Genomic DNA, 26,275 nt, shown 5'->3' with positions numbered 1-26,275 from the left:
CGGGCCGGCTATTTCTTCTCGGTCAGGTCGATCAGGAGCTGGAGCATCCCCTCGCGCAGGGAGTTGGGCACCGGCGGCAGCACGGCGTTGGGCGTGGCGGCGGTGATGTCGTGGCCGGTCGCCTCCGCCGCGTCCGCCACCGCCTCCCACCACGACCAGCTGCCGCCCTGCTCGGCCGGCAGGGGCAGCGTGATCGCCTTTTCGAACGGCGGCGGCCGGTCGTCCGCGCTGGTCGCGGCGTGGAGGGTGGTCAGGATCGGCCCCATCCGGAAGGTCAGCGCCATCCGCGACAGCGGCCCGTCGACGAAGCGGTTCGGCAATTCCAGCGTCTTGACCGGGAACAGGCCGGTGAAGACCCGCGCGCTGCCGCGCGGATCGAGCAGCAGGGTCAGCGTGACGCTGTCGTCGGGCTCGAAGGACAGGCGGGGATAATTCCGCCCGGAACCCAGCGGGCCGATCTGCCGGACATAGGCCTGCCCGTCGTCGGGCGGGACCACGCTGTTGAAGACGTCGTAGTCGGTGCCGGCGAAATAGCCGATGGTGCCGTCCTGACGCGTCGCCTGGTCGCCCAGGCGCAGGGCGTATTTCTGCCGGATCCAGGCCGGCGCCTCGTCCCGCAGGGTGTTCGCCCAGCCGGGATCGCTCAAGGGGGCGCCGCTGTGGCGCAGCCGAAGCCGCACCCGGACCAGCGCCAGCGCCCGCCCCACCAGGCTGGTCAGGTTGGCGTTCGTGCGGCCGCCCAGGGGATCGACGGTCCAGAGCGTGGAGTCGATCGCGCGCAGGAAGGCGTTGAACGACTCTTTCTGCTGGAAGACCGGCGACTTCACGAAGTCGCGCAGATGCGGCGAGACCCGCCCGAGATCCTCGACGCTGCGGACGTCGCCCCGTGGTGGCGGCGCCCAGACCGCGCGGCGGGTGTCGCCGTCGATATCGACCAGCAGGCGGACGTCGCCCAGGTTGGCGCCGTCGGGGCCATAGAGCAGGATGCTGCCGTCGAGATGATTGGGCACCAGCCAGCCGCAGACCGGGTTGGCGTCGACATCCGCCGCCAGGGTCACGCCGTCGTCGCTGTTGTCGATGAGCTGCACATCGACCTGTCCCGGCTGGACCAGCCGGGGCGGCAGTTCAATCACCGACTTCACCCCGGCGCTCGCCGCCAGCTTGACGTTCGGGCGAAATGCCTCGTCGATCAGGACCGGAAAGATGTCGTGGCTGTTCAGCCCCTGCTGCGTGCCGCGGCTGATGAACTCGAGCACGCGGCCGAAGCGGTCGTAAAGGATGACGTCGTTGAAGTAGAACTGGCCGGCGCGGATTCCGTGGAAGGCGCCGGACTGGGTCATCGGCACGCTGTCGACCCGGCCGCGCAGCGCGTCCGGCAGCGCCTCCGCCCCGGCGCCGGGGTCGTCGTAGCCGAGAAGGTCGGACAGGCGGTGCCGGGTGCCGCCGCCGCCGCCGATCGTCTCGCCGGGCCAGGGCCGGCGGAAGGCGCGGGTGTCCCGGCGCAGCAGCCCCTCGTTGAAGCCCACCAGCTCCTGGGTCAGGAACTTCCAGCCGAAGACCTCGCCGATCCGTTCGTAGATCGCGCCCAGCCCTTCCTGGCCGGCACCGAACTTGTCGAGGAAGGTCTTGAGGCGGGCCCCCAGGACGAGCTGGGTCTGCGGGCTCAGCAGCGAGATGCCGCCGACCTGCTGGGCGACGCTCGCGACGCCGCTGCCGGCGAAACGGTAGTCGGTTCCGTCGAAATGCCAGTTTCCGTCGTCCTCGGCGCCGTGCGGAATCGGCAGGAAATCGCCGCGCCATTCCAGGAACAGGGGTTCCCAGTCCTGGCTCCAGCGCGCGATGGTCAGCTCCGGCCGCAGGCCGACGAGCGCGGCCGAATCCCCGGCGGCCTGGATGGCGGCGACCACCCCGCTGCCGACGCCGGCGGCGGCGGCGAGGCTGGCCGCGTTGGCCGGGTCGAGCAGGAACAGCTCGTCCACCAGCGCGCCGACCGGCTCGGGCAGCGCCGCCAGATTGGGCAGCGCCGGCAACGCGGCGGCGGCGGTGGCGCGCGAGAGCGGCGCCCCCTCGCCGACGACGAGGCCGGAGACGATCCGGCCGGACAGGCGCACCGTCAGGGCCTTGGTCGGATCGGCGGCGTAGGGCGACTTCACCCCGGACAGGACGATGGTCGGGTTGTTGGGCCGCCAATGGCGGGGCGGCACATCCGCCTTCAGCCGCTTGCCGGCGCCGAGGCCCCGCTTGGCGGCGAAATCGGCGATGCCGGCCTGGTACGCCTGCTCCCGGCTGGCGCCGGCCGTGGCGAGGGGACGCGGGACACGCGCCAGCAGCGTCCTGACCCGCTCCAGGGCGGCGACCAGCCGGGCGGCCGGGCTGTCCGGCCGGGCGGGGTCGAGCGCCGCGTCGAGTTCGGCGGCGGGCGGGCGGTCGACCGGCCGGATCCCCGCGAGCACCCCGCGCTTGTACCAGATCGCGTTCACCTGCCATTGCAGCGCGAACACATGGTCGAGCGCCCCGTCGAGTTCGGCCTGATTGAGGTTGAGCGCGTTGAGCCAGACGGTCTCGGCGTCGGTCAGTTCGGCCGGCGTCTCGGAATCCTCGGGCGTGATGACCCAGCGGTCGCCGCCCCGGACCGAGCCGAACCACTCCTGCCGGATGCGCTGTTCCAGCAGCGCGCCGCCATTCACCTGATTGAGCACGTCGAGCAGGTCATGGTTGAAGGCGCGCAGCAGCGCCGTCGTCCCCGGCTCCTTCAGCAGGACGCCGACCATGGCGGTGAAGGCGTCGACCGGCGTGTTGGCGATGGCGATGTTGAGCGTCGGATTCCGGGTGATGTCGTGCAGGGCGTCGGGCTCCGGCGCCGGCCCGTTGCGCTGCCAGTCGATGCCGAAGCAGCCCCCGGTGTAGAAGCTGCGGGTCACCGCCGGCCCTCCCGCCGCGCCGTCCCCCCCTTCATCCCCATTGTCCAGCGCCCAGCGCAGCGCCGCCAGCAGCTCGGCCTGGGTGTCGCCGGTGGCGGTGGCGAGGATGTCGCGCGCCGGATCGGAATACCAGCCGACCACGTAATAGCTGAGCTGGTCGCTGTCGATGCCGGTGAGCTGGTCGTAGATGCCGAAGACGTTGCGGTGATGGGGAAAATAACCGCTGAACAGCGGGTTGGCCGGAGCGACGGCGGTGAGGAAGACCGAATCCGCCGCCCGTTCGCTCCAGCCGTCGAGTTCGAAGCGCACGCCGATCCGCGGGGTGCTGGGCTGGCCGTCGGCGGCGGGCACGAAGGCGCCGCGGATCGGATCGCCGCTCCTCCGCCACATTTCGACGACCGGGGGATCGACGAGGTAGAGCGAGCTGTCCGCCGAATCGCCGGGCGTCTTCCTGGATATCTTGGGGCAGTCGCTTTCCACCACCCAGCCGGTGACGGTGCGGCGGTCGCTGCCGCGTACCCGCACCACCAGCCAGCGGTTGGGCACGAGCGGATGCACGATGGCGCCGGTGGCGGCGTCCTGCCGCCCCTCGCGGAGCGCCGCCGGCAGGGTCCAATGCACGAAGACGCCGACGTCCTTCGTCTTGGCGAGACCCGACAGCGGCTCCGGCTCCGGGCTGCGGAAGTCCGGCAGGGCGAGATAGTTGAACGGCCATTGCCGGAAGGCCGTCCGCTTGACCACGGCCGTGTTTGCGACCATCGCCTCGCATCGCATGGGGACGATCAGGGAGGGCAGGGGCATCGCAAGCTCCGTCGACGGCTAGGGGATTTGGCAGTGGAAGACGATCGCCTCGGGCGACTTGATCATCTGAAGGGCGAACTGCGCCGGCTCCAGCGGACCGCCGGCCGGCGCGCCGGCCGAGGCCAGGGCGTCGCCCAGCGTCCTGACCAGCCCGGCGCCGCCGGGGGCGAGGTTCAGGACCCGGCTCGTCCGGTCGCGCATCTGGCGGGTTTCGCGGCCATGGGCGTCGTAGACCGGCACCTGGCCGCCGACCTGCTCGCCGATCGCCCCTTCGAGCCGGCGCGAGGTCGCCGTGCCGGAGCCGTCGACGCCGAAGCGGAAGCCCTCCTGCGGCTCGGCGATTTCGATCCGGTCGGGGATGCCCGCGAACAGGACGAGCAGCACGGTCGGCGACAGATGGTCCATCCGCAGGATCTTGACCGGCTGGTCGCCGGCGTAGGGCTGCACCGACAGGGTCGGCCAGCCCGAGACCAGGGCGGAACGCAGCAGCAGGCCGCTGATCGTCTGCCCGTCGCCGTCCGGCCCGACGCTCGCCCCCACCGGCTCGACCCCCGTGGCCTGACGCCGCAGATCCTGCGCCGCCTTGCGCGCCAGCCGGCCCAGCACGCCGCGGGTGAGCGCGTTGAAGACGGTCTGGCGGCTGGATTCCAGGCCGAGGCTGAGCGCGCCGTCGACCAGCGCATCGACCCAGTTGGCGTCGACCCGGAAGAAGCGGAGCGACTCCGCCGGAAGCATGCGCTCGTCGGCAACCAGCAGGTTGAACGGCAGCGGATGGAACAGCGTCAGCCGCGCCAGCCAGCTGGCGAGGCCCTGGGCGTCCTCGCTGACGATGGCCTCGATCATCTCCTGGACGGCCGGGTTCTCCAGCAGGTCGCGGACCGCGGCCTGCGGATCGGCCGCCGGCGCGTCCCCGCCGGACGGGCGCGGAGCCGTTTCGGTTCCGGTCAGCAGCCTCGCACCCAGCCCGCCGATCCGATCGACCAGCCCCGCATCGAGCACCGACAGCAGCCGCTCCTGCGCCGACCGGCCGTCGGCCAGGGCCGCGCCTTCGCTGCGGGCGGGCGGGCCGACCGCATCGAGCCGTTCGCGCAGCCCGTCCACATAGCTCATCGCCCAGCGCCGGAAGGCCAGCAGACGGCGGGCGAAATCCTTGTCCGACAGCGCGGCCGTCCGCCCGGCCTCCCACGCCGCCGCCAGCGACAGGTCGAACATGCCGAAGCGCTGCTGGTAGATGATCGCGGCGTCGGCGGTCAGCAGCGGTCCGGGCTTGGTGAGCGATCCGGGCTTGGTGAGCGGGGCGGGCTGGACCGGGGTCAGCGGGCCACGGTACCAGGCGAAGGCGGTCTCGCCGGTCCGGGTGTGCCAGGCCAGCGGCACGAAGCCCTGCGACAGCCGGTTCGACACCTCCAGGGCGGCGGGATCGGGATCAGCCGTGGCGGCGGCGGGAGGGGGCAGGCGCAGCCACAGCGCGTCCGGCTCCTGGTCCGCGCCCCCGCGCAGCCCCTCGACCAGCCCCTGGAAATCCACCGCGTGGTCCCGCACGCACTGGAAGCTCCAGCTGGCGAGCGACAGCAGGGCGACGCTGGTCCCGCCGGCGAAATCGGGCCGCTCGACCAGCCAGTCCTCCAGCCCTTCGACCGAGACCAGATGGACGATGTTCTTGACCGGCGACGCCCCGTCCGGCGGATGCGCCGGAAAGCGGTTGGCGGCGACGACCGAGACCAGGCCCTCGGTGTTCAGGTTCTGCGCCGCCTTGTCCCCGACCCCGGAGCGCCGGCAATGGGCGAGGAAGCGCAGTTCCTCCCGGCGGGGCATGAGCGCGGCGAAGCGGTCGGCCGGAAGGCGGATGTAACGGCAGGCGGTGTCCGGATCGACCTCGCCGTCCGGAACGACCGCCGGCTTCAGCACGCCCGGCTCGGGAGCGAGAAAGTCCCGGATCCGGGCGGTGACCACGCCGGTTCCTCCCCCTTCCTCCCTGCCGCCTCCGTCCAGCTCGTCCTCGGTCAACACCAGCAGGGCGAGCCAGGGGGTGCGGGCGTCGCCGCCGACCCGGCGCTCCCAGGGCAGCGACGGTTCGCGGAACACCAGATGCGGCAGTTGCTCGGCGAAGAGGCCGGTCGCGCCGCGCGGCGGGTGCATGCTGAGGATGTCGGACGCGTCCAGGGCGAACTGCGGCGCCTCGACCAGGAATTCCTGCACCGCCGAGAAGGGAGCGCCCGACCGGACGCCGTCGGGAAGCTCGTGGGTGACCGTGACCCAGTAGCGCCCGGCGCGGGTCGCCGGGAGCAGGTTGTCGTAAAAGGCGACATCGCCGAATGGGAGGGCAGCGGAGGCGTCCGGCATGGTCGTTCCTCAGTCCTGCTTCAGAGGGGCGTAGGTGAAGAGGGAGCCGGCCCGGCCCGCCAGACCCTCCAGCCGGTCGCAGCGGCCCCGGTAGACCGCGGCGGCGTCCAGGGCGTCCAGGATCGACTGGCGGGCGGCGTGGGCCGTGTCGCCGGCCGTGGCCGCGATCTGCCCGATGGTGACGTTGTCCCGGACGGGCCGGTAGGCGGTGGCCGCCGCCGTTCCGGGCCGCAGCGGCGCCTGTCCCGGCGGGCTGATGTAGTCCCGCATCAGCCGGTGGCGCGGCGCCGGCCCCGCCATCGCGCCCCGGACCGGCGACGGCGTGGTCACCTGGTAGCCGGTCGGGGTGTCGGGCAGGATGTCGGCGGACGGGCGGTCGGGAATGTGGGTGAAGGGGCTGGGCGGCTCGCCCCACAGCGCCTTCGGCACCGGCTGGGTGCGCGGCTCGAACCGCCAGCCGTCGAGATCGACCTCCGGGCCGTCCACGGTCTCGCGGGCGATCCGGACCCGGTGGATGGAGTCCACGCCGGTCCGGTTCATCGGGCGGATGTCGATTCCCGCGCCGGCGGCGTGCGTCCGGAGGCCGGTGTCGCCCGGCCCGTCGCAGACGAGGCGGCTGGCCGGGATGGCCGACTGGGTCGTGAAGCTGAAGCCGCGCGGCTGCACCACCCAGCGCTTCCTGCTGGAGCTTGCGGCGTCGTCGACCGTGCGGTTCAGTTCGGCGCCCGGCGCGATCACGCAGATCGCGTCCGGTTCCGGCAGCATGGCGGAGAAGCCGGCCCAGTCCAGCGGCTTGCTGGCGCCGCTGCCGTAGTCGGCGCCGAAACGGACGGTGAAGCTGACCACCACGATGTCGACGCGGACCTTGCCGCCGGTCGGCGGCCCCCACAGCGTCAGCGCGGCGCCGACCGAGACCGACAGCGTCTTGTGGCAGAACAGCAGGTTCAGCCGGTAGGAGACGCCGACGCTGATCTCGATTTCGGCCAGGAAGTAGAAGGGCCGCCAGGAGACCAGGAAATCGGCCCGCGCGATGAACCAGGCGCGCAGGTCGCCGTCGCTGAACAGCGCCTCCAGCGCGCAGCCGCCCATGATGCAGGAGGGGGTGAGCGCGAAATAGGCCTCGCCCTTCACCGTCACGCAATCGCTGACCGACCAGTTGAAGCCGACCCGCGGCACCTTCGGGTAATGGGCCGGCACCTTGAAGGCGGGGTGGTAGCCGCCCACCGTCACGACGAAGTCGCCGGCGTGGGGGCTGGGCGGGAACCACAGGCTGAAGGCGAAGCCGCCGGTCAGCCGGCACTCCCGCGTCAGCAGGTAGGAGGAACTGGTCAGGACGGCCGAGGCCTCGATCACGCCCAGCGTCGGCTGGAACACCGCGCGCAGTTGCAGTTCGAGGAAGGCGTAGGTTGGCACCCCCTCGGCCGGCACCGGCAACTGCATCGACGCGATGCCGAGCAGCGCGATGGTGAAGTCGCCGGTCGGCTGCACGATCAGCAGCGCGCGGGTCTTGATGATGCCGAAGGCGGTGAAGTGCAGCCCGGCCGCCAGCCAGAGCGACCCCATGCGCGGCACCACCCATTTGCGCGGCTTCACGTTGTCGCCGACCGCCTTCTTGCCCTCCAGGACGTGCAGCACGTCCATCGGCGTGAACGTCTCGGCCTCGCTTCCGGGTGTCGGCGGCCGGCCCAGCAGCAGGAAGGGGAAGCTCTGCACCTCGTCGATGCCGGGGATCGCCAGCTCGCGGTTGAAGCCGCCGCCGGCCATCAGCCCGTCGATGAAGATCGGCGGCACGCCGCCCAGCGGCGCCAGCACCTGGACGAACAGGAAGAGCGACGCGTCCCCCGACGTCATCCGCGCGTAGGAGCCGATGCCGGCGAGGCCGAACTGCTTGAAACGCAGCGAGAAGGCGCCGTCGAACTGGAAATCGACCCCGGCGGCCAGCTCGCTGCGGCGCAGCTTGATGAGGGCGCCCGAGATCGCGAGCGGGTCCTTCTGGAAGTCCACCCCCAGGCCATGCAGGTCGAAGACCGGATCGAACGCGTCGAGCGGCGAACCGGCGGACAGCCCGTCCAGGCTGAGCGTCAGCGGTCCCAGGGCGATGTCGGCGTCGAGAGACAGGCTCAGCACGTTGTCGGCGAAGCCGACGCCGATGCGGTTGAACTGGAAGATGCCGAACTGGCGCTGGATGCTGAACCAGCGGGTGCCGTCCGACGGGGCCTCCTCCCCGGCCTCCTCATCCTCCTCCGGCTTGGCCGCTTCGCTGGCCGGGCCGTCGCCGACCGGCAGCAGCAGGGCGAGGCTGGTGCCGGCGAAGCGGATGTCGGCGCTGATGCCGACCCCCTTCGACAGGCCGTCCTCCGGCAAGCCGGTGGCCTCCTCCGGCAGCAGCGCGGCGATCCGGCCGGTTTCCTCCGCGCCGATGGCGGCGGACGCGTAGAGCACCTGGAGATTGTCGATCGCCAGCGTTTCGTCCGCCGGCAGGCGGTCGCCCACCAGCGGCAGGCGGGTGAGATCGACGACGACGTCCATTCCCAGGCCGAAGGCGAAGCGCTTGGCCTTGCCGTCGGACCAGTAGAGGAACCTGGCCTCTTCGAGATCGACGGCGATGCCGCCGGGAACCAGGGCGCCGAGCGACGGCGAGACCCCGGCGACCAGACGGCCCAGATCGACCGTTCGCGTCTCGTCGTGCCGGAACAGCGCGACGAGCAGATCCGAGTCCGAATCCCGGTCGAAGGTGATGGCGAACAGGAAGCCGTCGATCGTCAGCGCGCCGCCGACCGTGGCGGCGTACCCCTTGCTTCCGGCCTTCGGCCCATCCCTGGCGATCCGGATCGACACCGACATGTCGACCGCCTTGTCCGCCACGGTGAAGCCGCCGTCGCAGGCGAAGGCGAAGGTGCCGTCCCCCGTCTCGTAACAGAGCGACAGGCGGGTCAGGGCAAGATCCTTGAGCGGCGCCGGCAGATCGGAGACACCGAACTCGCGCCCCAGGGCCGCCAGCAGCGATCCGATCGACAAGCGCGACTGCGGAGTCTGGGCGCCGGAAAAACGCCAGCCGGTCTCGGCCCCGGCATAGCCGCCCTCCAGCGCCAGGGTGAGGTCGCCGCCCAGCTTGAGCCGGCACGTGATCCCGGCGGTGATGCCGCCCTTGGCCTCCTCCTTTTCCCCTTCCTCCTTCCCGTCCTCCTCCTTCCCGCCCTCCTCCTTCCCATCGTCCTCGCCGCCGGGCTTGCCATCCCCGTCATCGGCCGCGGGCTTCTCCTCCTCGGCCTCCTCGCCTTCGGCTTCCTCGTCCGGCTTTTCCTGGGGACCGTAGGTCAGCGCGAACGCGACGCTCTCCAGCGCGACCGGCCCGGCCGCCCAGACGCCGGTGACGCCGGCCTCGAGCGCGTAGCTGCCCTTGCGGGGCTTGGCCGAGAAGGCCACGGCGTCGACCGCCAGCGCATCCGGGACTCCGGCGTCGGGCAGGCCGGCCGCCGCGACCATGGCCTTGACCTTGACCCGCGCCTTCTCCTTCAGCGCGCCGGTGATCGCGAGATCCGGCAGGCTCAGGACCACATCGAGCGGCAGCTCGGCAACGGTGAGCGCGCTGGCGATCTTGAACGACGCGATGGACCGCTTGCGCCACTCCACCGCCAGCGTGACCGCCTTGATCGCGAGGTCGAAGGCGGAACGGTCGAGGCCGAGCGTGGCGACGCCGTCGGCCGCGGCGCCGGCCAGCGTCGCGCCGCCGTTCCAGCCCGCCAACGCCGCCAGGCCGGGAAAGGCCGTGCCGGTCGCCGGACGCAGGGTGACGGGCCATTCATCCTCGGTCGACAGGTCGATCTCGACGAGCAGGGCGACGGCGTCGACGGTCAGACGGCCGGCCACCGTCATCACCGGCATCTCCTCGGTCGACAGCGCGGCGCGGAACTCGATCCCCTGGAAGACCAGGGTCGGCGGCGCGATCTCCCAGCGGGTCGCCGGCGCCCGCATGCCGAATTTCCATTCGGTGGCCTCGTCGTCCTTGGCCGGATGGAAGGCGATCTCGAAATCGTCGGGCAGGACGCTCAGCGTCTCGCCGAGGAAATCCAGATCCTCGGGAATCGGCATCGGCTGGCCGTTCGAAGGGCCGAGCCGCAACAGATCGACCGGCCTCACGGCGTTCAGCGTCCCGGTCAGCGTGACCAGCCAGGGACCGTCGTCGTAGGTCACCGACACCGGCGGCGTGGCCGGACCCAACGTCAGGGCGGCGTCGAGCACGCAGCCGGCGGTGATCCCCGACTCGGTTTCCTCGATGGTGATCGCGACGGCGCCGACCGCGAGCGAGGCCGTCAGGCCCGTGACGCCCCAGTCGGCGGTCACGGCGCCGGTGATGGTGAGCGATGAGCCGTCCAGATCGAGGCCATTCTCGGCCAGCACCAGCGTGATCGCACCGTCCGGCATCGTTTCCAGCAGGCCGGTCAGTTCGTCGGGCAAGTCGTCGTCGTCAGCCGACAGCGTCAGCCCGTCGTCGCCGCTCTTGCTTTCGATCAGGGCCTTCAACTCGGACAGGGTCATCGCTGCCTCGCGGTTGTTTTGCGGGTTCCTCCAGGTCGCTCCCGGAAGCCGATGCCATGGCCCCGACCGGCCGGCGGCGAAGGTTGCCGCCGGTTCAGCGGGGGCGTGTCAGCGTGGGGGAGAAGCCCCGGGCGGCGGACGCGACGAAGGGGGGGCGGTCGAACGGAAAAGCGTCAGCCGATCAGGGAAGCGGAGGGTGAAAGGCGGGAGGAACGGTTGGTGGGAAAAGCCATGGGCCTCCCCCACATCACGCAATTTAGAAAATTGCGATATAAATGCTTGATAATAGGGAAAATCCTTTCTTGTCAGCACCTTGTCTTTATCGCCGGGCACTGGAGCGGATGACGCCTTGCACCGCCCGGATCCGGGCGGATCAGAGCCTCTTCGGTCGAGGGGCCATCGCCGGCGCTTCAGCCATCACGCCCCGCCATTCCAGCAAGGGCCGACGCCCGGGGGTTCCCAATGTTGCCGCCATGATGACGGCTGGGCCCCGCCAGCCTGGGAATGACGAGGAGGAAAGCGCAAGCAATCGAGGGCTCCTGCATCATGCGGTTTTCAGCTCAACCGACACCCCCGAAGGATCGAACGAGCAACAGCCCGAGGCTCTGCTCTCGAACCGCCGGAACACGCAAAGCGTGGCACGGGATCGGCAACTTTAAAGTTATTATTTTTCTATTTTTCTACTTTGATTTGTAATCATGCTATCCTATGCACTCATACCTCATCAACATATTTTTACGGATTCCTAAAAAGTGTTCTCTTCGCCGAAGCGACCCGCCCAAAGGGGCGAAGAGGCACGCCATACGAACGAAACAGAAACATTTTGCAGCCAGACATTGGACGAAACATCCAGCGGGCGCCGGTCATCGGCGGCGTCCCAAGCGATGTCCTGTGAAACCTCACCGGGTAGCGGGCTTGGCGGACGGCCGGAAGCGATCATCCCGATAGGCCTCATGGGCACGCGCAACGCAGGCCCCCATCCGCGAAAGCGCATGGACCGGAACGCTCGGGAGACGCTCGGCATGACCGGCGGCGCTTGAGCCTTCTCACGAGCGGAGGTTACCGTTATGGTGGACAATCATCGAAAATTCCTCTCGATTCGTCGGTTTCCGCCATTGGATTTTCCGAAAAAAGAGCATCGCTGATGATGTTTGAAAACTTATGGGCGATGAAATCTCCCTCTTTAATTGCATTCCAACGCCTTGACCCACACGCCGCGGGCCCGGTGGGGCTGGCCGTCCAGGAGAGGGCATCATGAAGACACTCGTCCTGCTGGCCGTGCTCGCCGCCGCGGCCTGGTTTCATGCGGGCGGAGGGAGCGTGCCGACGGCATGGTCGCAACGTCTGTCCACCGTCCCCAAGGACATCGTCGCCGTTCCCGTCAACCCGGCCTCCGCGGTCGATCTGGCGATCGAGGTCGACGGCCCCGTTCTTCGCGAGGGGACGGAAACCCGCATCTGCTTCTCGGCCAGCCAGTCCGGCTACGTGACTCTGTGGAATGTCGGCACCTCCGGCCGGGTGGCGCGCATCTTTCCCTACACCGACGCCGGCCAGCCGGTGCCGGTCAAGGGCGGCCAGCGCTATTGCGCCGGCGACGCCAGCGCCAGCCACGCCTTCCGCGTCAACCCGCCCTACGGCTCCGAGGACAGCTATCTGGTGTGGACCCGCGCGCCGGACGCCCAGCCGCGCACGCCCAAATTCGAGTCGGCCGCCGCCCTCGCCAAGGACATCACCCCCATCACCCGGCTGCCGGCCGCCGACTGGGCGACCGCCAAGGTGACCTACGACGTCGTCCCGCCCGGCGGTCCGGTGAGCCAGCCGGCCCCGCCCGTAAGGCCGGCCACCCAGACCGCGGGCTCCGGCCGCACGTGGCTCCTGGGGATGGGCGCCAACGTCACCCCGTTGGTGCGGGCGAACGACGACGCACGCCGCTTCACCGAACAGGCGGCCCAGCTCTTCCGGGTGCCGGCGTCCAACGTCCGGCTGATCGCCAACGCCTACCGCCGCGATTTCGAGGCCGGCATGGCGTGGCTGGCCGCCAACGCCGGCCCCGACGATCTGGTGCTGATCTATTTCAGCGGCCACGGCTCCACCGTGCCGGACGACGACGGGGACGAGTCCGAGGACGGCCTCGACGAGGTGTTCATCCCGTTCGACGTCGAGGGCAAGGCCTATCCGACGGAGCAGGACATCGTGCGCGACGACCGCTTCGCGGAGATGGTCGGCCGCATCCGCACCAACCGGGTCGTCAGCGTGCTCGACACCTGCCATTCCGGCGGACTGCGCAAGTCGTTCACGGTGACCGGCGCCCGCACCAAGTTCCTGACCAAGGGCATCCTGGGAACCACGCCGCCGCGCGCTCCCGCCGGCGGGGCCCGCGCCCGCCGCAAGGATCTGCCGGGCGGCGTCGACGGCACCTCCCTGGGCGTTCCGGACGTCAAGGGCCTGGTCGTGGCCGCCGCCCGCGAGGACCAGTACGCCCTGGAAGGGGCCGACGGCAGCCTGTTCACCCTGGCCTGGCTGGAGGCGATGGCCCGCGGCGGCACCCTGCGTTCGGCCTTCCAGAGCGCCGCGCAGGAAACCGAACGCTCGAGCCGCGGCCAGCAGAACCCCACCCTGTCGGGCGACCTCAGCCTTCTCGATTCGGTGCGGCTCGACTGAGCCGCGCCCGGCTTCCCCGCCGCCATCCCGATAAGGAACGTGAACGGTTCTCCCCATTCCGGCCCACGGAGGCTTCACCCGCCATGCACAGCAGCGCCCCCACCTCCCGTCCCCGTCATTCCCGCCATCGCCTCCCGGCCAGCCTGATCGTCCTCGCCGCCACGCTGGCCTCCCTGCCGGCCCACGCCGACCTGGGCGGCGGCGCCCCGGCCGCCGCCCCGCTGGTCCGCGACCTGACGGCGGAGCAGCGTCCGGTCGCGCAGTTCCAGGTGCCGGCCTCCGACCTCACGGTCAACGCCTGGGTGAACCAGGCGGACAACAGCTACAAGCCCGGCGAGTTTCTGGAACTGACGGTGCAGACCAACAAGGAGGCCTACATCACGGTGGTCGACGTCGGCACTTCCGGCAAGGTGCACATCGTCTATCCCAACCAGTTCCAGACCGACAACCGGGTGCGCCCCAACAAGCCGGTGCGCATCCCCTCGGGCGGCGACGATTTCGCCCTCAAGGTGGGGGGTCCCGCCGGCACCGAGGTGCTGAAGATCATCGCCACCACCTCGCCCCAGCCGCTGTTCCCCGCCGGCCAGCTTGCCAGCGCCGGGCCGTTCAAGGCCTACAAGGGCGGCGGGGCGGCGGCGGCGAAGGATCTGGAGACGGTGCTGCGGCAGAACGCCGCCGGCAACGCCTGGGCCGAATACACCAAGATCATCCGCATCGCCGACGGGACACCCACGGCGGCGGCTCCGGCGCCGGTCCAGCCAGCGGCGGCCGGCGGACCGGTGCCGCCGGCCGCGGTGGCGGTGGTGCCGGCCGCCCCGGCACCGGGCAGCGGCTTCAAGCTGTCGGTGGCCACCGACAAGCCGGTCTACAAGGTCGGGGAGGCCGCCATGGTCTCGGTGGCGAGCGAGCGCGACTGCCGGCTGACGCTGGTCGATGTCGGCTCATCCGGCACGGTGCATGTGCTCTATCCCAACCGCCATCAGCCGGACAATCGGCTGAAGGCCGGCCAGCCGGTGACCATCCCCAGCGCCGCCACCCCGGTGGATTTCCGCGTGCAGGGGCCGGACGGGCTGGAGGCGCTGGTCGCCATCTGCCGCAGCGACGACCAGCCGGTGCTGTCGGGCACGCTCAACTATCAGCAGAGCGTCTTCCCGGCCTACGGCGACGCCAAGGCGCTGGCCAAGGATCTGGCGGCGACGCTGCGCCAGCCCTCCGCCGCCATCGCGCACGCCACCACCAGCTTCCTGGTGAGCGCCCCGTAAGGCGGCGGCGGATCGCAGCAAACAGGGGGCCGGTGTCCGCGACGGACGCCGGTCCCCTGCACCCGTTGGACGGACAGGCAAAGGGAGAGGGGCCATGGTGCGGACGCTGATCTTGGTGCTGACGCTGGCGTGGGCGGTGCTGCCGCTGCCAGCCCGGGCGGGCGAGCCGCCGTCCGAGCCGCAGTTGCGGGTGGAAACCGGCATGCACACGGCGACGATCAAACGCATCGACATGGATGCGACGGGGCGGCTGCTGCTGACCGTTTCGGAGGACAAGACCGCAAGGCTGTGGTCACTGCCGGACGGACGGTTGATCCGCGTCTTCCGCCCGCCCATCGGACCAAGCGACGAGGGCAAGCTCTATGCTGGGGCGCTGTCACCAGACGGAAGCGCGGTGGCAGTCGGGGGATGGATCAACCATGGGCTATCGAACGACCACAGCGTCTACCTGCTCGACGCCGCAACGGGAACAGTGATGAGACGGCTGAGTGGGCTACCCAATGTGGTGAACCACCTTGCCTTCTCACCGGACGGACGCCGGCTGGCGGCGGGGGTGGGGGGAGCGAACGGCATTCGGGTGTGGGATGTCGCCAGCGGACGGGAAGTGCTGACCGACAGCGATTATGGAGGGGGTGTTTACGGTCTTACCTTCGCTGCCGATGGCCGCTTGGCCACGGCCTCCTTCGACGGTCACATCCGGCTCTACAGTCGCGACGGGACGTTGCTGCGCAAGGTCAAGGCGTTGGGAGGCGAACGGCCCTTCGGCATCGCCTTTTCTCCCGATGGCACGCGCTTGGCTGTGGGATATGTGGACGTCAAGCGGGTGAGCGTGTGGTCAGCCAGCGACCTTTCCCTGCTGTATAGCCCCGACACAGCAGGCGGGAACGAGAATTCCCTTGCCTGTGTCGAGTGGTCAGCGGACGGCCGCTTCCTGTTCGCCGGCGGAATGTGGGCGAAGAATGGCAAGTGGTTCATCCGCCGTTGGACCGACGGGGGGCGTGGAGCCGCCACCGACCTCGCCGTTCCCATCGACCGTACCATCATGGACCTCAAACCCTGGGGCCGCGACGGGGTGCTGTTCGGAGCGGCCGGTCCGGCTTTCGGGACCTTGGACGTACGAGGCAAGCCGGCGCTGTCACGCCTTGCCGCCGTGTCCGATATGCGTGACAAGCTCGCCAGCTTCATGGTCGACCGCGACGGGCGCCGCGTTCGCTTTGGGCTGAAGTACGGCAGCGAGGACCCGGTGCTGTTCGACCTCACGGCTCGCACGTTGGAACCCTCGGGCGCCACGCCCTCCGATCTCGTCCCGCCGCGCATCACCGGCCTGCCCGTCGCCGGCTGGGAGGACACCACCGCCCCCAAGCTCGGTGAAACGGCCCTGCCGCTCCAGCCGTATGAAACGTCGCGCAGCCTCGCCATCTCCCCCACCACCGACGGCTTCCTGCTCGGCACCGAGTGGTTCCTCCACCTGTTCGGCAAAGCCGGAACCCAATTGTGGGGGCAACCCACCCCTGGCGTCACTTGGGGCGTCAACGTCTCGGGCGACGGGCGGCTGGCGGTGGCGGCCTACGACGACGGCACGATCCGCTGGCACCGCATGACCGACGGCAAGGAACTGCTGGCCCTGTTCGTCCACGCCACCGACCGGCGCTGGGTGGCGTGGACGCCGTCCGGCTATTACATGGCGTCGGCCGGCGGCGAGGACCTGATCGGCTGGCACGTCAACAACGGCAAGGACGCCGCCGCCGACTTCTTCGGGGCCGGGCGCTTCCGCGACACCTTCAATCGCCCCGACGTGGTCGAGCGCATCCTGGCCACGCTCGACGAGGGCGAGGCGCTCCGGCAGGCCGACCAAGCGGCCAACCGCCGCCGCCAGGACGACGACATCCGCCGCAAACTGCCCGCGGTGGTGGAGATCCTCTCCCCGGCCCCCGGCAGCGGCTTCTCCGGCCAGACGGTCGAGGTGCGCTACCGCGTGCGCTCGCCCTCCGGCCTGCCGGTGACGCGGGTGCGGGTGCTGGTCGACGGGCAGGCGCCGGCCGAGGCCGCCCGCGCTCTGGGCCGCATCCCCGGGGAGGGCAACGTCTACAGCTTCAGCGCGCCGCTGCCGGCGCGCGACGTCACCCTCGGGCTGGTGGCGGAGACCGAGCATGGCGCCGGCGAGGTGGCCTCGCTGCCCCTCAAATGGACGGGCCGGGCGACCGTCGACCCGACCAAGCCCAAGCTCTACGCGCTGCTGGTCGGCGTGTCCAACTACGCGCGGGCCGAGGACCGGCTGAACTACGCCGCCAAGGACGCCGAGGATCTGCGCAGGGCGCTGGAGAAGCAGCAGGGCGGCCTCTACCGCGAGGTGGTGGTGAAGGTCCTGCCCGACGCGGTGAAGAACGACGTGCTGGACGGTCTGGAATGGCTGGAGCGGCAGGTGACGGCCCGCGACGTCGGGTTGCTGTTCCTGTCCGGGCATGGGCTCAACGACCAGCAGGGCGAATACTGGTTCATCCCCCAGGACGGCGACCGCGACCGGCTGCGCCGCACCTCCGTCAACCAGGCCGAGATCAAGGGCGCCCTGAAGCGGCTGGCCGGCAAGACGCTGCTGTTCCTCGACACCTGCCACGCCGGAACGGTGGCGGGATCGCTGCTGAAGGGCACCACCGACGTCTCCGGCTTCGTCAACGAGCTGGCCTCGGCGGAGAACGGCGTCGTCGTCTACGCCAGCTCGACCGGACGCGAGCTGTCGATCGAGAATTCGGCGTGGCGCAACGGCGCCTTCACCAAGGCGCTGGTCGAGGCGCTGGGCGACGGCAAGGCCGACGGCAACCGGGATGGCGTGGTGACGCTGGCCGAACTGGACGTCTATCTCAGCGAGAAGGTCAAGGATCTGACCGGCGGCCGCCAGCACCCGGTGATGGTGAAGGCCGGCGCCATCCGCGACTACCCCATCGGCACGGCCGGCCGCTGAACCGGGGATGAGCCAATGAACCGATGGACCGTCATCCCGAACAACCAGAAAACCACCGAAGGAGTCCCGCCATGCTGTCGAAACCAGTCCTGCTCGCCCTGGCCGTCGGCGCGGCGCTGACCGCCGTCCCGGCCCTGGCCGAGGTGACCGACCTCACCGGCGGCGTGCCGAAGGCCGCCCGCATCATCGACGCCCTGGCCCCGCCCGAACCGGCGGTGCGGGCCAAGGGGATCGGTGCCCCCAAGGATCTCCAGGTGGAGGAGCGCCGCATCCGGCTCGACATCCCCTTCGCCAACAATTCGGCGGAGCTGACCGGCAGCGCCCGCCAGACGCTGGCGGAACTGGCGGCGGCGCTGACCAGCCCGCGGCTGGCCGGAGCCCGCATCGTCATCGAAGGCCACGCCAACCGCACCGGCACCGCCGACCACAACCGATGGCTGACGGGGGAGCGCGCGGCGGCGGTTTCGCGCATCCTCTACAGCGGCGGCGTCACGGCCGGCCGGCTGTCGGCGACCGGCTTCGGCTTCGACCGGCCGATCCCCGGCATCAAGCCGACCGACGGGCGCAACCGCCGCGTCGAGATCGTGGCGGTGCCGTGACGCGGAGCGTCTTCGGCGGGACCGGCAAGGCGCCGGTTCCGCCGTGGGGCGGAAAAGCCCGCCCTACGCGGCATCAACCGGACCTTGGAACAATACGCTTGCGGAAACGTGGGGGCGTGAAGGGAGTGCAAACCGTGAAACCTATGCTGATGGCGTGCAGTCTTTCCCTTGGGATGCTGATCGCGCCCCTTTGCTTGCCAACACCAGCACAGGCTGGCTTCCGTGCATGCCCAAGCTTCGATTCAACGGTTCGCACTCCAGCCCCGTCAACGGGGAAAATTCGTGCTTTGGTTGTTGGCGTTAACGATTATACAAATGGAATTCCTAAATTGCTCAGATCTGTCAATGATGCAAATCTCATTGCAAAGGCGCTTCTTGGCATAGGAATCAACACATTGCTTGTCACTGACGGGAACGCAAAAAGAAATAATCTTATAGACCAAATTGAGAGTCTTATTGAGAAATCACAACCCGGGGATACTATTTTATTTACTTTCTCTGGCCACAGCATGAGCAAAAATACTCCGCAAGGGAATGCAATATCAATAATAACCTATGATGCTTCAGCAGATTCTTTAAAAAATAATGATACATCAGGCACGATATCAAGCAAAGTCATGTCTGAATTGATAATAAAAGCAAAACGGAAAATGGTAAATTTTATGATTGTTTCTGATACAAAGCATTCCAGTAATTTCCATGGATTCTGCGAAATACCAGACAATTTATATTATATCGGCGCCGCATCCGATGACAAATCCCATCCTGAAAAAACAATCGAAGGGAAAACGTACGGCGCTCTGAGCGTTTCCTTTTCAAAGGCGCTGCGTGGTTTGGCCGACAGCGATGCCAATGGCTGGATTTCCTATGCGGAACTCACCGCCTTCCTCTCCCATGAACTTGCGGTGAAACCTGCAAAGCCTGCGACACCAGACTTCGCTTCCTTTTCGTCATCCCCATCCTTCGCCGTGGCCCCTGGGGTCGCCAACGAACCATTGATCGGGATCGCCGCTCCGGTCAACGTCCACGCGGCGCGTGCACAAGCCATGTCCAGCCAACCGACGACCGCCGCCCCCCCTCCTCCCGCCACGGCGGAGGCCTCCTTCCCCGGTCCACGCCACGCGCTGGTGATCGGCGCCAAGTCGTATCGGAACATCAAGCCGCTGGAGCGCACCCTGGAGGATGCCAAGGCACTGGCCGACGCGCTGGAGAAGCGCGGCTTCCTCGTGACCCTGGTGAAGGAACCCGACCGCCGCGCCCTGGCCCTGGCGGCTCCGGCCTTCGCCGAGGAACTGCGGCGCAGCCCCGGCGCGCTGGCCTTTGTCCTGTTCGCCGGGCACGGCGTCGAGATCAAGGGCGCCAACTACCTGTTGCCCATCGACTTCCCCGACGTCCGCGACCTTCCGCCGGGCCAGGGGGAGGCGCTGGTCCGTTCCGACGCGCTGGCTCTCGACAGCCTACTGGCAGAGGTCAAGGCGGCGCAGCCGCGCTATCTGGTGGCGCTGTTCGACGCCTGCCGCGACAACCCTCTGGTGGCCGCCGGCAGCCGGTCGGTCGGCGGAACCCGCGGGCTGGCGCGCATCGACGCCGAAAGCAACACCGCCGTCATGTTCACCGCCGGCGCGGGCGAGAGGGCGCTCGACCGGCTGCCGGGAAACGACCCAAGCCCGAACGGCCTGTTCATGCGCCATTTCCTGACCCAGATGGACAACCGGGACTGGCCGCTTGACCGCATCTTCCGGGAAACCGCCAAGCGGGTCGTGCAGGACGCCGGCGGCAAGGCCAATCACTCCCAGCATCCGGCCCACCACAGCCAGATCTACGACGACATCGTCCTCGCCGCCCCGCCACCCCGCTAAATTTGGCAACCCGCCCCCGGCAACCCGTCCAAGGAACCGCCCGATGCCCGTCCTCACCCGCCGCGCCCTGCTGGCCGCGTCCACCGCCGGCCTGGCGCTGGCCGCCGCCCGCGCCCGTCCGGCCGTTTCCGCGACGGTTCCGTCCCCGGCCTTCCTCAAGGCCGTCAACGCCCTGGGCCTGAAGGCCCTGGCCGAACAGTTGACCGCCGCCCCCAAGGCCAACCACGCCGTCTCGCCGCTCAGCCTGGGCGGAGCCCTGACCTTGCTGGCGCAGGGAGCGGCGGGCGGGACGGAGGCCCGGCTGAGGGCGGCGCTGGGCGGGCGGAGCGGCAGGGAAGCGGCCGAGGATTGGCGCCACCTGCGCAGCCTGACAAAGCCGAGGGCGGCGGACACGCTCACCGTCGCGCTCGCCAACGGGCTGTGGCACGCGCCGGGGCTGAAGGTGGGCGGCGGCGCGGCCGAACGCCTGAAGGACGCCATGGCCGCCGCCGTCGCCGGTCTCGATTTCACCGACCCCAAGGCGGTGGAGACGGTCAACGCTTGGGCCAGGGACAACAGCGACGGCATGATTCCCGCCCTGCTCGATCGGCTGGAGGGAAACACCGAACTGGTGCTGGCCTCGGCGCTCGCCTTCAAGGCGAACTGGGCGACCGCCTTCGCCGCCGACCGGACACAGCCGCTGCCCTTCGCCGGAGCGGACGGCGCCACCGTCGCGATCCCCACCATGGCGCGGAGCGACGCCGCCTTCGCCCACCGCAGGGCGGCGAACCACGAAGCGGTGCTGCTGCCCTACGCCGATCCGGCCTTCGCGCTGGTTCTGGCGCTTCCGGGGAAGGGGGTGGCGCCGGCCGCCCTGCTGGCGGACGGCGAATGGCTGGACACGGACCTGTTCATCCCGCGTCCGGGGGAGCTGCTGCTGCCGCGGGTCGAACTGTCCCCGCGCTACGACCTGACCGATCCCAAGGCCAGCCCCACCATGGCGACCCTGCTCTCCGGTCCGGTCGATCTGTCGGGGCTGGGAAAGGCGTGGCAGGACAACCCGCAGACGATGGGACAGGCGGTGCAGGCGGTGGCTCTGCGCTGGGACGAATCCGGCACCCAGGCGGCGGCGGCCACCGCTTTCGCCACCAGCCGCGGCCTGTCCGACGGCGAAGGAAACCCCTTCACGCTGCATTTCGACCGGCCGTTCGCCTTCGCCTTGCTGCACCTCCCCACCGGCGCCATTCTGCTGGCCGGGGCGGTCAACAGGTTGCAGGCATAGCGGGGGAACGGGGACGATGATGCGCTGGACGACGGCACTCCTGGTTCTGGCGGTTCTGTGGACCGCACCGGCCCTGGCCGGCAAGAGGGTGGCGATGGTGATTGGCAACGCCGGCTACGGGGTGAACGACGACCTGTCTCCGTTGCCCAACGTCGCCAACGACGTCCCCGCCATGGTGCGGACATTGCGCGATCTGGGCTTCCTGGTCATCGCCGACACCGACGTCGACAAGCGCCGCTTCTCCGACCGCCTGCTGGAGTTGAAGGACGCCCTGACCCTCGGCGAACGGCCGGAGATGGTCTTCGTGTACTACAGTGGACACGGCATGGAGATCGGCGGGCGCAACTACCTGATTCCGCTGGGCGCCCGCATCGACCGCAAGGAACGGGCCCGCGACGAGGCCACCGATCTCCAGGAGGTGCTGGCCGACCTTGCAGAAGCGCGTGTGCCGGCCACCATCGTGGTGCTCGATTCCTGCCGCAACGACCCTTTCGGCAAGGGGCGCGGCCCCCGCTTCAAAGGGGCCGACGCCAACGCCGGCTTCGCCCGCATCGACGCGCCCGAGGGGATGCTGATCGCCTACGCCACCAAGCCGGGCACCACGGCGATGGCCGGCCTGCCGGACGAAACCCTCAGCCCCTTCACCCAGGTGTTCCATCGGACGCTGGCGCAGCCCGGCCTCAGCTTCCAGCAGGTGCTCGCCCAGACGGCCGCCGAGGTCAAGCGCAAGACCGGAAACCGGCAATCCCCGTGGATCGAAGGCGAGCCGGGCCTGCAAAGCATCGTGCTCAACGGACGGGGCGCGCCGCCGCCCGCCGCTTCGGCCCCGGCCCCGGCCCCGGCCACCACGCCGGTGGGCGTCGTCCGGGCCTTCTACGCGGCGCTTTCGGCAGCCGACGGAGCCGCGGCGGTTCGCCACGTCATCGCGGAAAAGCGCGAAACGGGGCCTTATGTCTCAGCGACCATCACCGCCTTCTACGGCCAGATGTCCCGGCCGTTGCGCGTGCTGGACATCGAGGCGGCGGATCCGGGGATGGTCCTGGTGCGCTATGATTGGACCCACCGCAACGGCCGGTCCTGCAACGGTCAATCCCTCGTGGATCTGGTCGAGCGGTCGGGTGCCGTCCTGATCGAGAGGATCAGGGTGCTGTCCGGCTGCTGACGGCGGGACGACGCCCGGTTTTCCCCAATCCCGGCAACGGGAGCGGAACCCCTCCATATCCCTTGCATTGTCTTGAACCCGGACACGGCCACCTCCGGATGACGCCCTTCATGTCTTCCGCGTTTTTTTCGTCGCGCGACGGAAGTTCGATGCATTAAAATACGAACTCTTGATCATGACTTTCCACGGCCGCCCTCCGATCGGCGGCATTGGGTTGAGACGCGGGGGCGCATCGCGCCGATGACCGGCCTTCCGGCCATCGGCGCGCGCTGGCCGCGCGAATCTGGCCAGCGCGAGAAGGGAGCTTTCCGGTCGCGGCTGGCCAAACGGAGGATGACGGCGATGCGCGCAGCGGTCCTTGTTCTGATGGCGATCCTCCTGCTGGCCGGCCGGCCGGCGAGCGCCGAAAAGCGTGTGGCGCTCGTCATCGGGAACGCCGCCTACGAGGCCGAGGCCCGGCTCGGGAACCCGGTGAACGACGCCAGGGCGATGTCGGCGGCGCTGCGCAGGCTGGGCTTCGAGGTGACGGACGGCTACGACCTGACGATCGACCGCATGCTCGCCACCTTGCGCGACTTCAGCCGCACGGCGGGCGGCGCGGACGTGGCGCTGGTCTACTACGCCGGGCATGGGTTGCAGGTGGAGGGCGAGAACTATCTTTTGCCCGTCGACGCCCGGCTGAACCGTGAGCAGGAGTTGCGGCGCCAGGCGGTGGCCCTGGACGAGGTGCTGGCCGAACTGCGCGACGCCCGCCGGCTGAGGCTGGTGATCCTCGACGCCTGCCGCAACAACCCCTTCGCCAAGCGCCTCGCGCGGAGCATGGGACAGCGCAGCGTCATGGTCGGGCGCGGCCTTGCGCGGATCGACCGGGTGGACTCGGACACCCTCGTGGCCTTCGCCACCGGCGCCGACAGCATCGCCGACGACGGGATCGGGCAGGCCAACAGCCCCTTCACCCGCGCGCTGCTCGAACATCTCGAAGCGCCCGGCCTGGATATCCGGCTGGTCTTCGGCCGTGTGCGCGACAGCGTGAGGATGGCGACCAAGAACGAGCAGACCCCCTTCGTCTACAACTCGCTCGGCGGCGACGCCTATTATCTGAAACCGGGCGCCCCGCCGCCGGCGTCGGCACCCGCCGCCGACCGCGAGGCGCTGTTCTGGACGTCGGTCAAGGACAGCACCAACCCCGCCGACTTCGACGCCTACCTGAGCCAGTTTCCCAACGGAACCTTCGCGTCCCTCGCCCGCAGCCGCAGGGAGGCGCTGGCGCGGGCCGCCGAGAAGCCGGCGGCCGTTGCCGCCGCGGTGCCGCCCCAAATCGTCGCGCCGCCACCCCAGCCGCGCAGCCCCGTCACGGTCGCGGTGGCCGGTCCCATGACCGGACAGTACGCGATCTTCGGGGAGCAGATGAGGAAGGGGGCCGAGTTGGCCGTCGCCGACATCAACGCCCGTGGTGGCATCGGCGGGCGCAGCCTGAAGCTGGAGGTCGGCGACGACGCCTGCGACCCGAAGCAGGCCGTGGCCGTCGCCAACCAGTTCGCCAGGGTTGGCGTGAAATTCGTGGCCGGCCATTTCTGTTCGGGTTCGTCCATCCCGGCCTCGCAGGTCTACGCGGAGGAAGGGATCCTCCAGATCACCCCCGCCTCCACCAACCCGAAGCTGACGGAACAGGGCCTGTCGAACGTCTTCCGGGTGTGTGGCCGCGACGACCAGCAGGGGATCGTCGCCGGACGCTACATCGCCGCGGCCTACCGGAACCGCTCCGTCGCCGTTCTGCACGACCGGTCCGCCTATGGGAAGAACCTGGCGGACACGGCGCGCGCGACGCTGACCAGCCGCGGCGTCTCCATCGCGCTGTACGACTCCATCACGGCCGGCGAGCGCAGCTATGCCGCCACCGTCGAGCAAATCCGCCGGTCCGGGGCGGGCGTGGTCTATTTCGGCGGCTACCACACCGAGGCCGGGCTGATCGCCCGCGAGATGCGCGCCGCCGGCCTGCGCGTGGTCCTGGTCGGCGCCGACGCCCTGGTCACCAACGACTATTGGGCGATCACCGGCACGAGCGGCGAGGGCACGCTGATGACCTTCGGGCCGGATCCCCGCGAGAAGCCGGCGGCGCAAGCGGTCGTGAAGCGTTTCCGCGCCCAGGGCTACGAGCCCGAAGGGTACGCGCTCTACACCTACGCCGCCGTCCAGGTCTTCGCGGCGGCGGCGACCGCCGCCGGCACGACCGACGCGCCGCGCCTCGGCGAAACGCTCCGGCGCCAGCGCTTCTCCACCGTGCTCGGCGATCTCGGCTTCGACGCCAAGGGCGACCGCAGCGAGCTCGACTATGTCTTCTACAAATGGTCCGGCGGGGCATACTCGGTCTGCACGACCTGCACGTTCTGAGATCCGCGACGCGTCTCCGATCCGGGGGAGTTTGAGCATGCGAATTTTCGGAGCGTGGCTGGTGGCGGCGCTGCTGCTGGTCTGCCTTCCGGCGCGGGCCGAGCCGCGCGTCGCGCTGGTGGTGGGGATCGGCCGTTATGAACAGCAGGACAGCCTGCGCAACCCGCCGAACGACGCCGCCGCGATGGCCCGCACGCTGGCCGGGCTGGGGTTCGAGCTGATCGGCGGCGGGCCGCAGATCGACCCCGACCGGGCGCGGCTGCTCGACCTGCTGCGCACCGTCGGCGACCGGGCACGCGGCGCGCTGGCCCTCGTCTACATCGCCGGGCACGGGGCGCAGCACCAGGGACGCAGCTATGTCCTGCCCCGCGACGACGGGCGCATCCGCTACCGCGAGGATCTGCCCGACTGGGCGGTGTCGGTGGATGGCGTCCTGGACCGTCTGGACGGCGCGGCGACGGCGCTTCTGCTGTTCGACACCTGCCGCAACGTGGCGCTTCCGGCGCGCAACGGCGACCGGACGGCGGTCCGCGGTCTGGCCCGGCTGGAACGGACGCCGCCGCAGTCGATGGTGGTCTTCGCCACCCAGGCCGGCGCCGTGGCGGCGGACGGCGACGGAACGAACAGCCCCTTCGCCCAGGGGCTCGTCGAGCTTCTGGCCACGCCGGGGGTGGAGGTCGGCCTCCTGATGCGCCGGGTGCGCGACCGGGTCAGCAGCAGGACCGATGGCCGGCAGAAGCCGGAGATCGTCGTCAATCTGGGCGGCGACGAAATCTATCTGGTCCACCGGCCATCCCCGCGCGCATCCGTCCCGCCGCAGGCCCGCGACGACCGATGGAGCGGTCTGGAATCGGGGAAGGCCTATCTCCTGCCCGTGCTGGAGAACGATTCGGCCACGACAGGGGGACCATTGCGCCTCGCATCCGTGGATCCGCCCGCATCGGGCCAAGCCGTCATTTCCGACGATGGCCGGCAGATTCTGTTCACGGCGCCGGCCAATGCGGGTGGCGATGTCGTTTTCTCTTACCGCGTCCGCGAGGACGGTGGCGGGGAGGCCCGCGCCCGCGTGACGCTGTCGTTCGCGCAGCCGCAGCCCGCATACGCATCATCCATTCCGCCAGGAAGCCAGGAGGATTTGGCCGTCAAGATTGGCGATCGGGTCTTTTTCGGCTTTAACCGATCCGATCTCGCGCCCGAGGCCAAAATGACGTTGAACCGCCAGGTGGCGTGGCTGGTCCAGAACCCGACCACCAGGGTTACGGTCGAGGGGCACGACGACGAACGCGGCTCCCGATCACACAGCATGACGTTGTCCAAACAGCGGGCAAACGCCGTGAAGCAGTATCTGGTGTCTCAAGGCATTGCTCCCGACCGCATCAGCGTCGTCGGTTATGGTAAGGAACGGCCTGCGGTGACCGGCAGCAACGAGATCGCTTGGTCGCAGAACCGCCGGGCCATCACGGTGGTCGACTGAACGCCTCCGGCCGGCGTCGCGCCGATCCGGGACTGCGCGACGT

The 26,275-nt window shown here is 69.5% G+C and carries 12 protein-coding genes and 1 pseudogene; 10 read left to right on the top strand and 3 right to left on the bottom strand.

The features are described 5' to 3' along the window. Window positions 1–8: 8 nt before the first annotated feature. Genes JN22_RS02705 through JN22_RS02695 form a run of 3 tightly spaced genes read right to left on the bottom strand, consistent with a single transcriptional unit; the run spans window position 9 to window position 10,604 of the window. Window positions 9–3,722 carry a hypothetical protein gene (locus JN22_RS02705; RefSeq protein WP_085552417.1) on the bottom strand — a complete coding sequence of 1,238 codons (3,714 nt, stop codon included), beginning with the start codon at window positions 3,720–3,722 and terminating at the stop codon, window positions 9–11. Window positions 3,723–3,740: 18 nt separating this feature from the next. Beyond that, window positions 3,741–6,065: a hypothetical protein gene (locus tag JN22_RS02700; RefSeq protein ID WP_085552416.1), complete on the bottom strand. Its 2,325-nt coding sequence runs from the start codon at window positions 6,063–6,065 to the stop codon at window positions 3,741–3,743. Window positions 6,066–6,074: 9 nt separating this feature from the next. Continuing rightward, window positions 6,075–10,604 carry a DUF6603 domain-containing protein gene (locus tag JN22_RS02695; RefSeq protein WP_085552415.1) on the bottom strand — a complete coding sequence of 1,510 codons (4,530 nt, stop codon included), beginning with the start codon at window positions 10,602–10,604 and terminating at the stop codon, window positions 6,075–6,077. Window positions 10,605–11,858: 1,254 nt separating this feature from the next. On the opposite strand from JN22_RS02695, the gene JN22_RS02690 reads away from it, so the two are divergent. The 10 genes and pseudogenes from JN22_RS02690 to JN22_RS02645 all read left to right on the top strand — a co-directional run bounded on the left by JN22_RS02690 (window position 11,859) and on the right by JN22_RS02645 (window position 26,232). Beyond that, window positions 11,859–13,265, top strand: a complete 1,407-nt coding sequence (locus JN22_RS02690) for a caspase family protein (RefSeq protein ID WP_085552414.1) — start codon at window positions 11,859–11,861, stop codon at window positions 13,263–13,265. An 83-nt stretch (window positions 13,266–13,348) separates the two neighbouring features. Next, window positions 13,349–14,527, top strand: a complete 1,179-nt coding sequence (locus JN22_RS02685) for a DUF4384 domain-containing protein (RefSeq protein WP_085552413.1) — start codon at window positions 13,349–13,351, stop codon at window positions 14,525–14,527. A 94-nt stretch (window positions 14,528–14,621) separates the two neighbouring features. After that, the gene (locus JN22_RS02680) at window positions 14,622–17,486 is read left to right on the top strand and encodes a caspase family protein (RefSeq protein ID WP_085552412.1); all 2,865 of its coding nucleotides are present in this window, start codon (window positions 14,622–14,624) and stop codon (window positions 17,484–17,486) included. Between the two features lie 71 nt (window positions 17,487–17,557). Beyond that, window positions 17,558–18,085 carry an OmpA family protein gene (locus tag JN22_RS02675; protein ID WP_179166022.1) on the top strand — a complete coding sequence of 176 codons (528 nt, stop codon included), beginning with the start codon at window positions 17,558–17,560 and terminating at the stop codon, window positions 18,083–18,085. A gap of 143 nt (window positions 18,086–18,228) precedes the next feature. After that, window positions 18,229–18,777: pseudogene (locus tag JN22_RS35315) on the top strand (caspase family protein); the annotation flags it as partial. Between the two features lie 354 nt (window positions 18,778–19,131). After that, a complete protein-coding gene (locus JN22_RS02665) occupies window positions 19,132–19,944 on the top strand; it encodes a caspase family protein (protein ID WP_223677537.1) in 813 nt (270 codons plus the stop codon). A 43-nt stretch (window positions 19,945–19,987) separates the two neighbouring features. Then, complete coding sequence (locus JN22_RS02660; RefSeq protein WP_085552409.1) at window positions 19,988–21,205, top strand: serpin family protein; 1,218 nt, start codon at window positions 19,988–19,990, stop codon at window positions 21,203–21,205. A gap of 16 nt (window positions 21,206–21,221) precedes the next feature. Further along, window positions 21,222–22,367, top strand: a complete 1,146-nt coding sequence (locus JN22_RS02655) for a caspase family protein (RefSeq protein ID WP_085552408.1) — start codon at window positions 21,222–21,224, stop codon at window positions 22,365–22,367. Window positions 22,368–22,709: 342 nt separating this feature from the next. After that, complete coding sequence (locus tag JN22_RS02650) at window positions 22,710–24,758, top strand: ABC transporter substrate-binding protein (protein WP_223677529.1); 2,049 nt, start codon at window positions 22,710–22,712, stop codon at window positions 24,756–24,758. Between the two features lie 37 nt (window positions 24,759–24,795). After that, the gene (locus tag JN22_RS02645) at window positions 24,796–26,232 is read left to right on the top strand and encodes a caspase family protein (protein ID WP_179166021.1); all 1,437 of its coding nucleotides are present in this window, start codon (window positions 24,796–24,798) and stop codon (window positions 26,230–26,232) included. Window positions 26,233–26,275 lie beyond the last annotated feature (43 nt).

This window comes from Azospirillum agricola (assembly GCF_020005195.1).
Lineage (GTDB): Bacteria > Pseudomonadota > Alphaproteobacteria > Azospirillales > Azospirillaceae > Azospirillum > Azospirillum agricola.
Note: the sequence above shows the minus strand (reverse complement) of the source record. Positions and strands in the feature narration are given on the sequence as shown.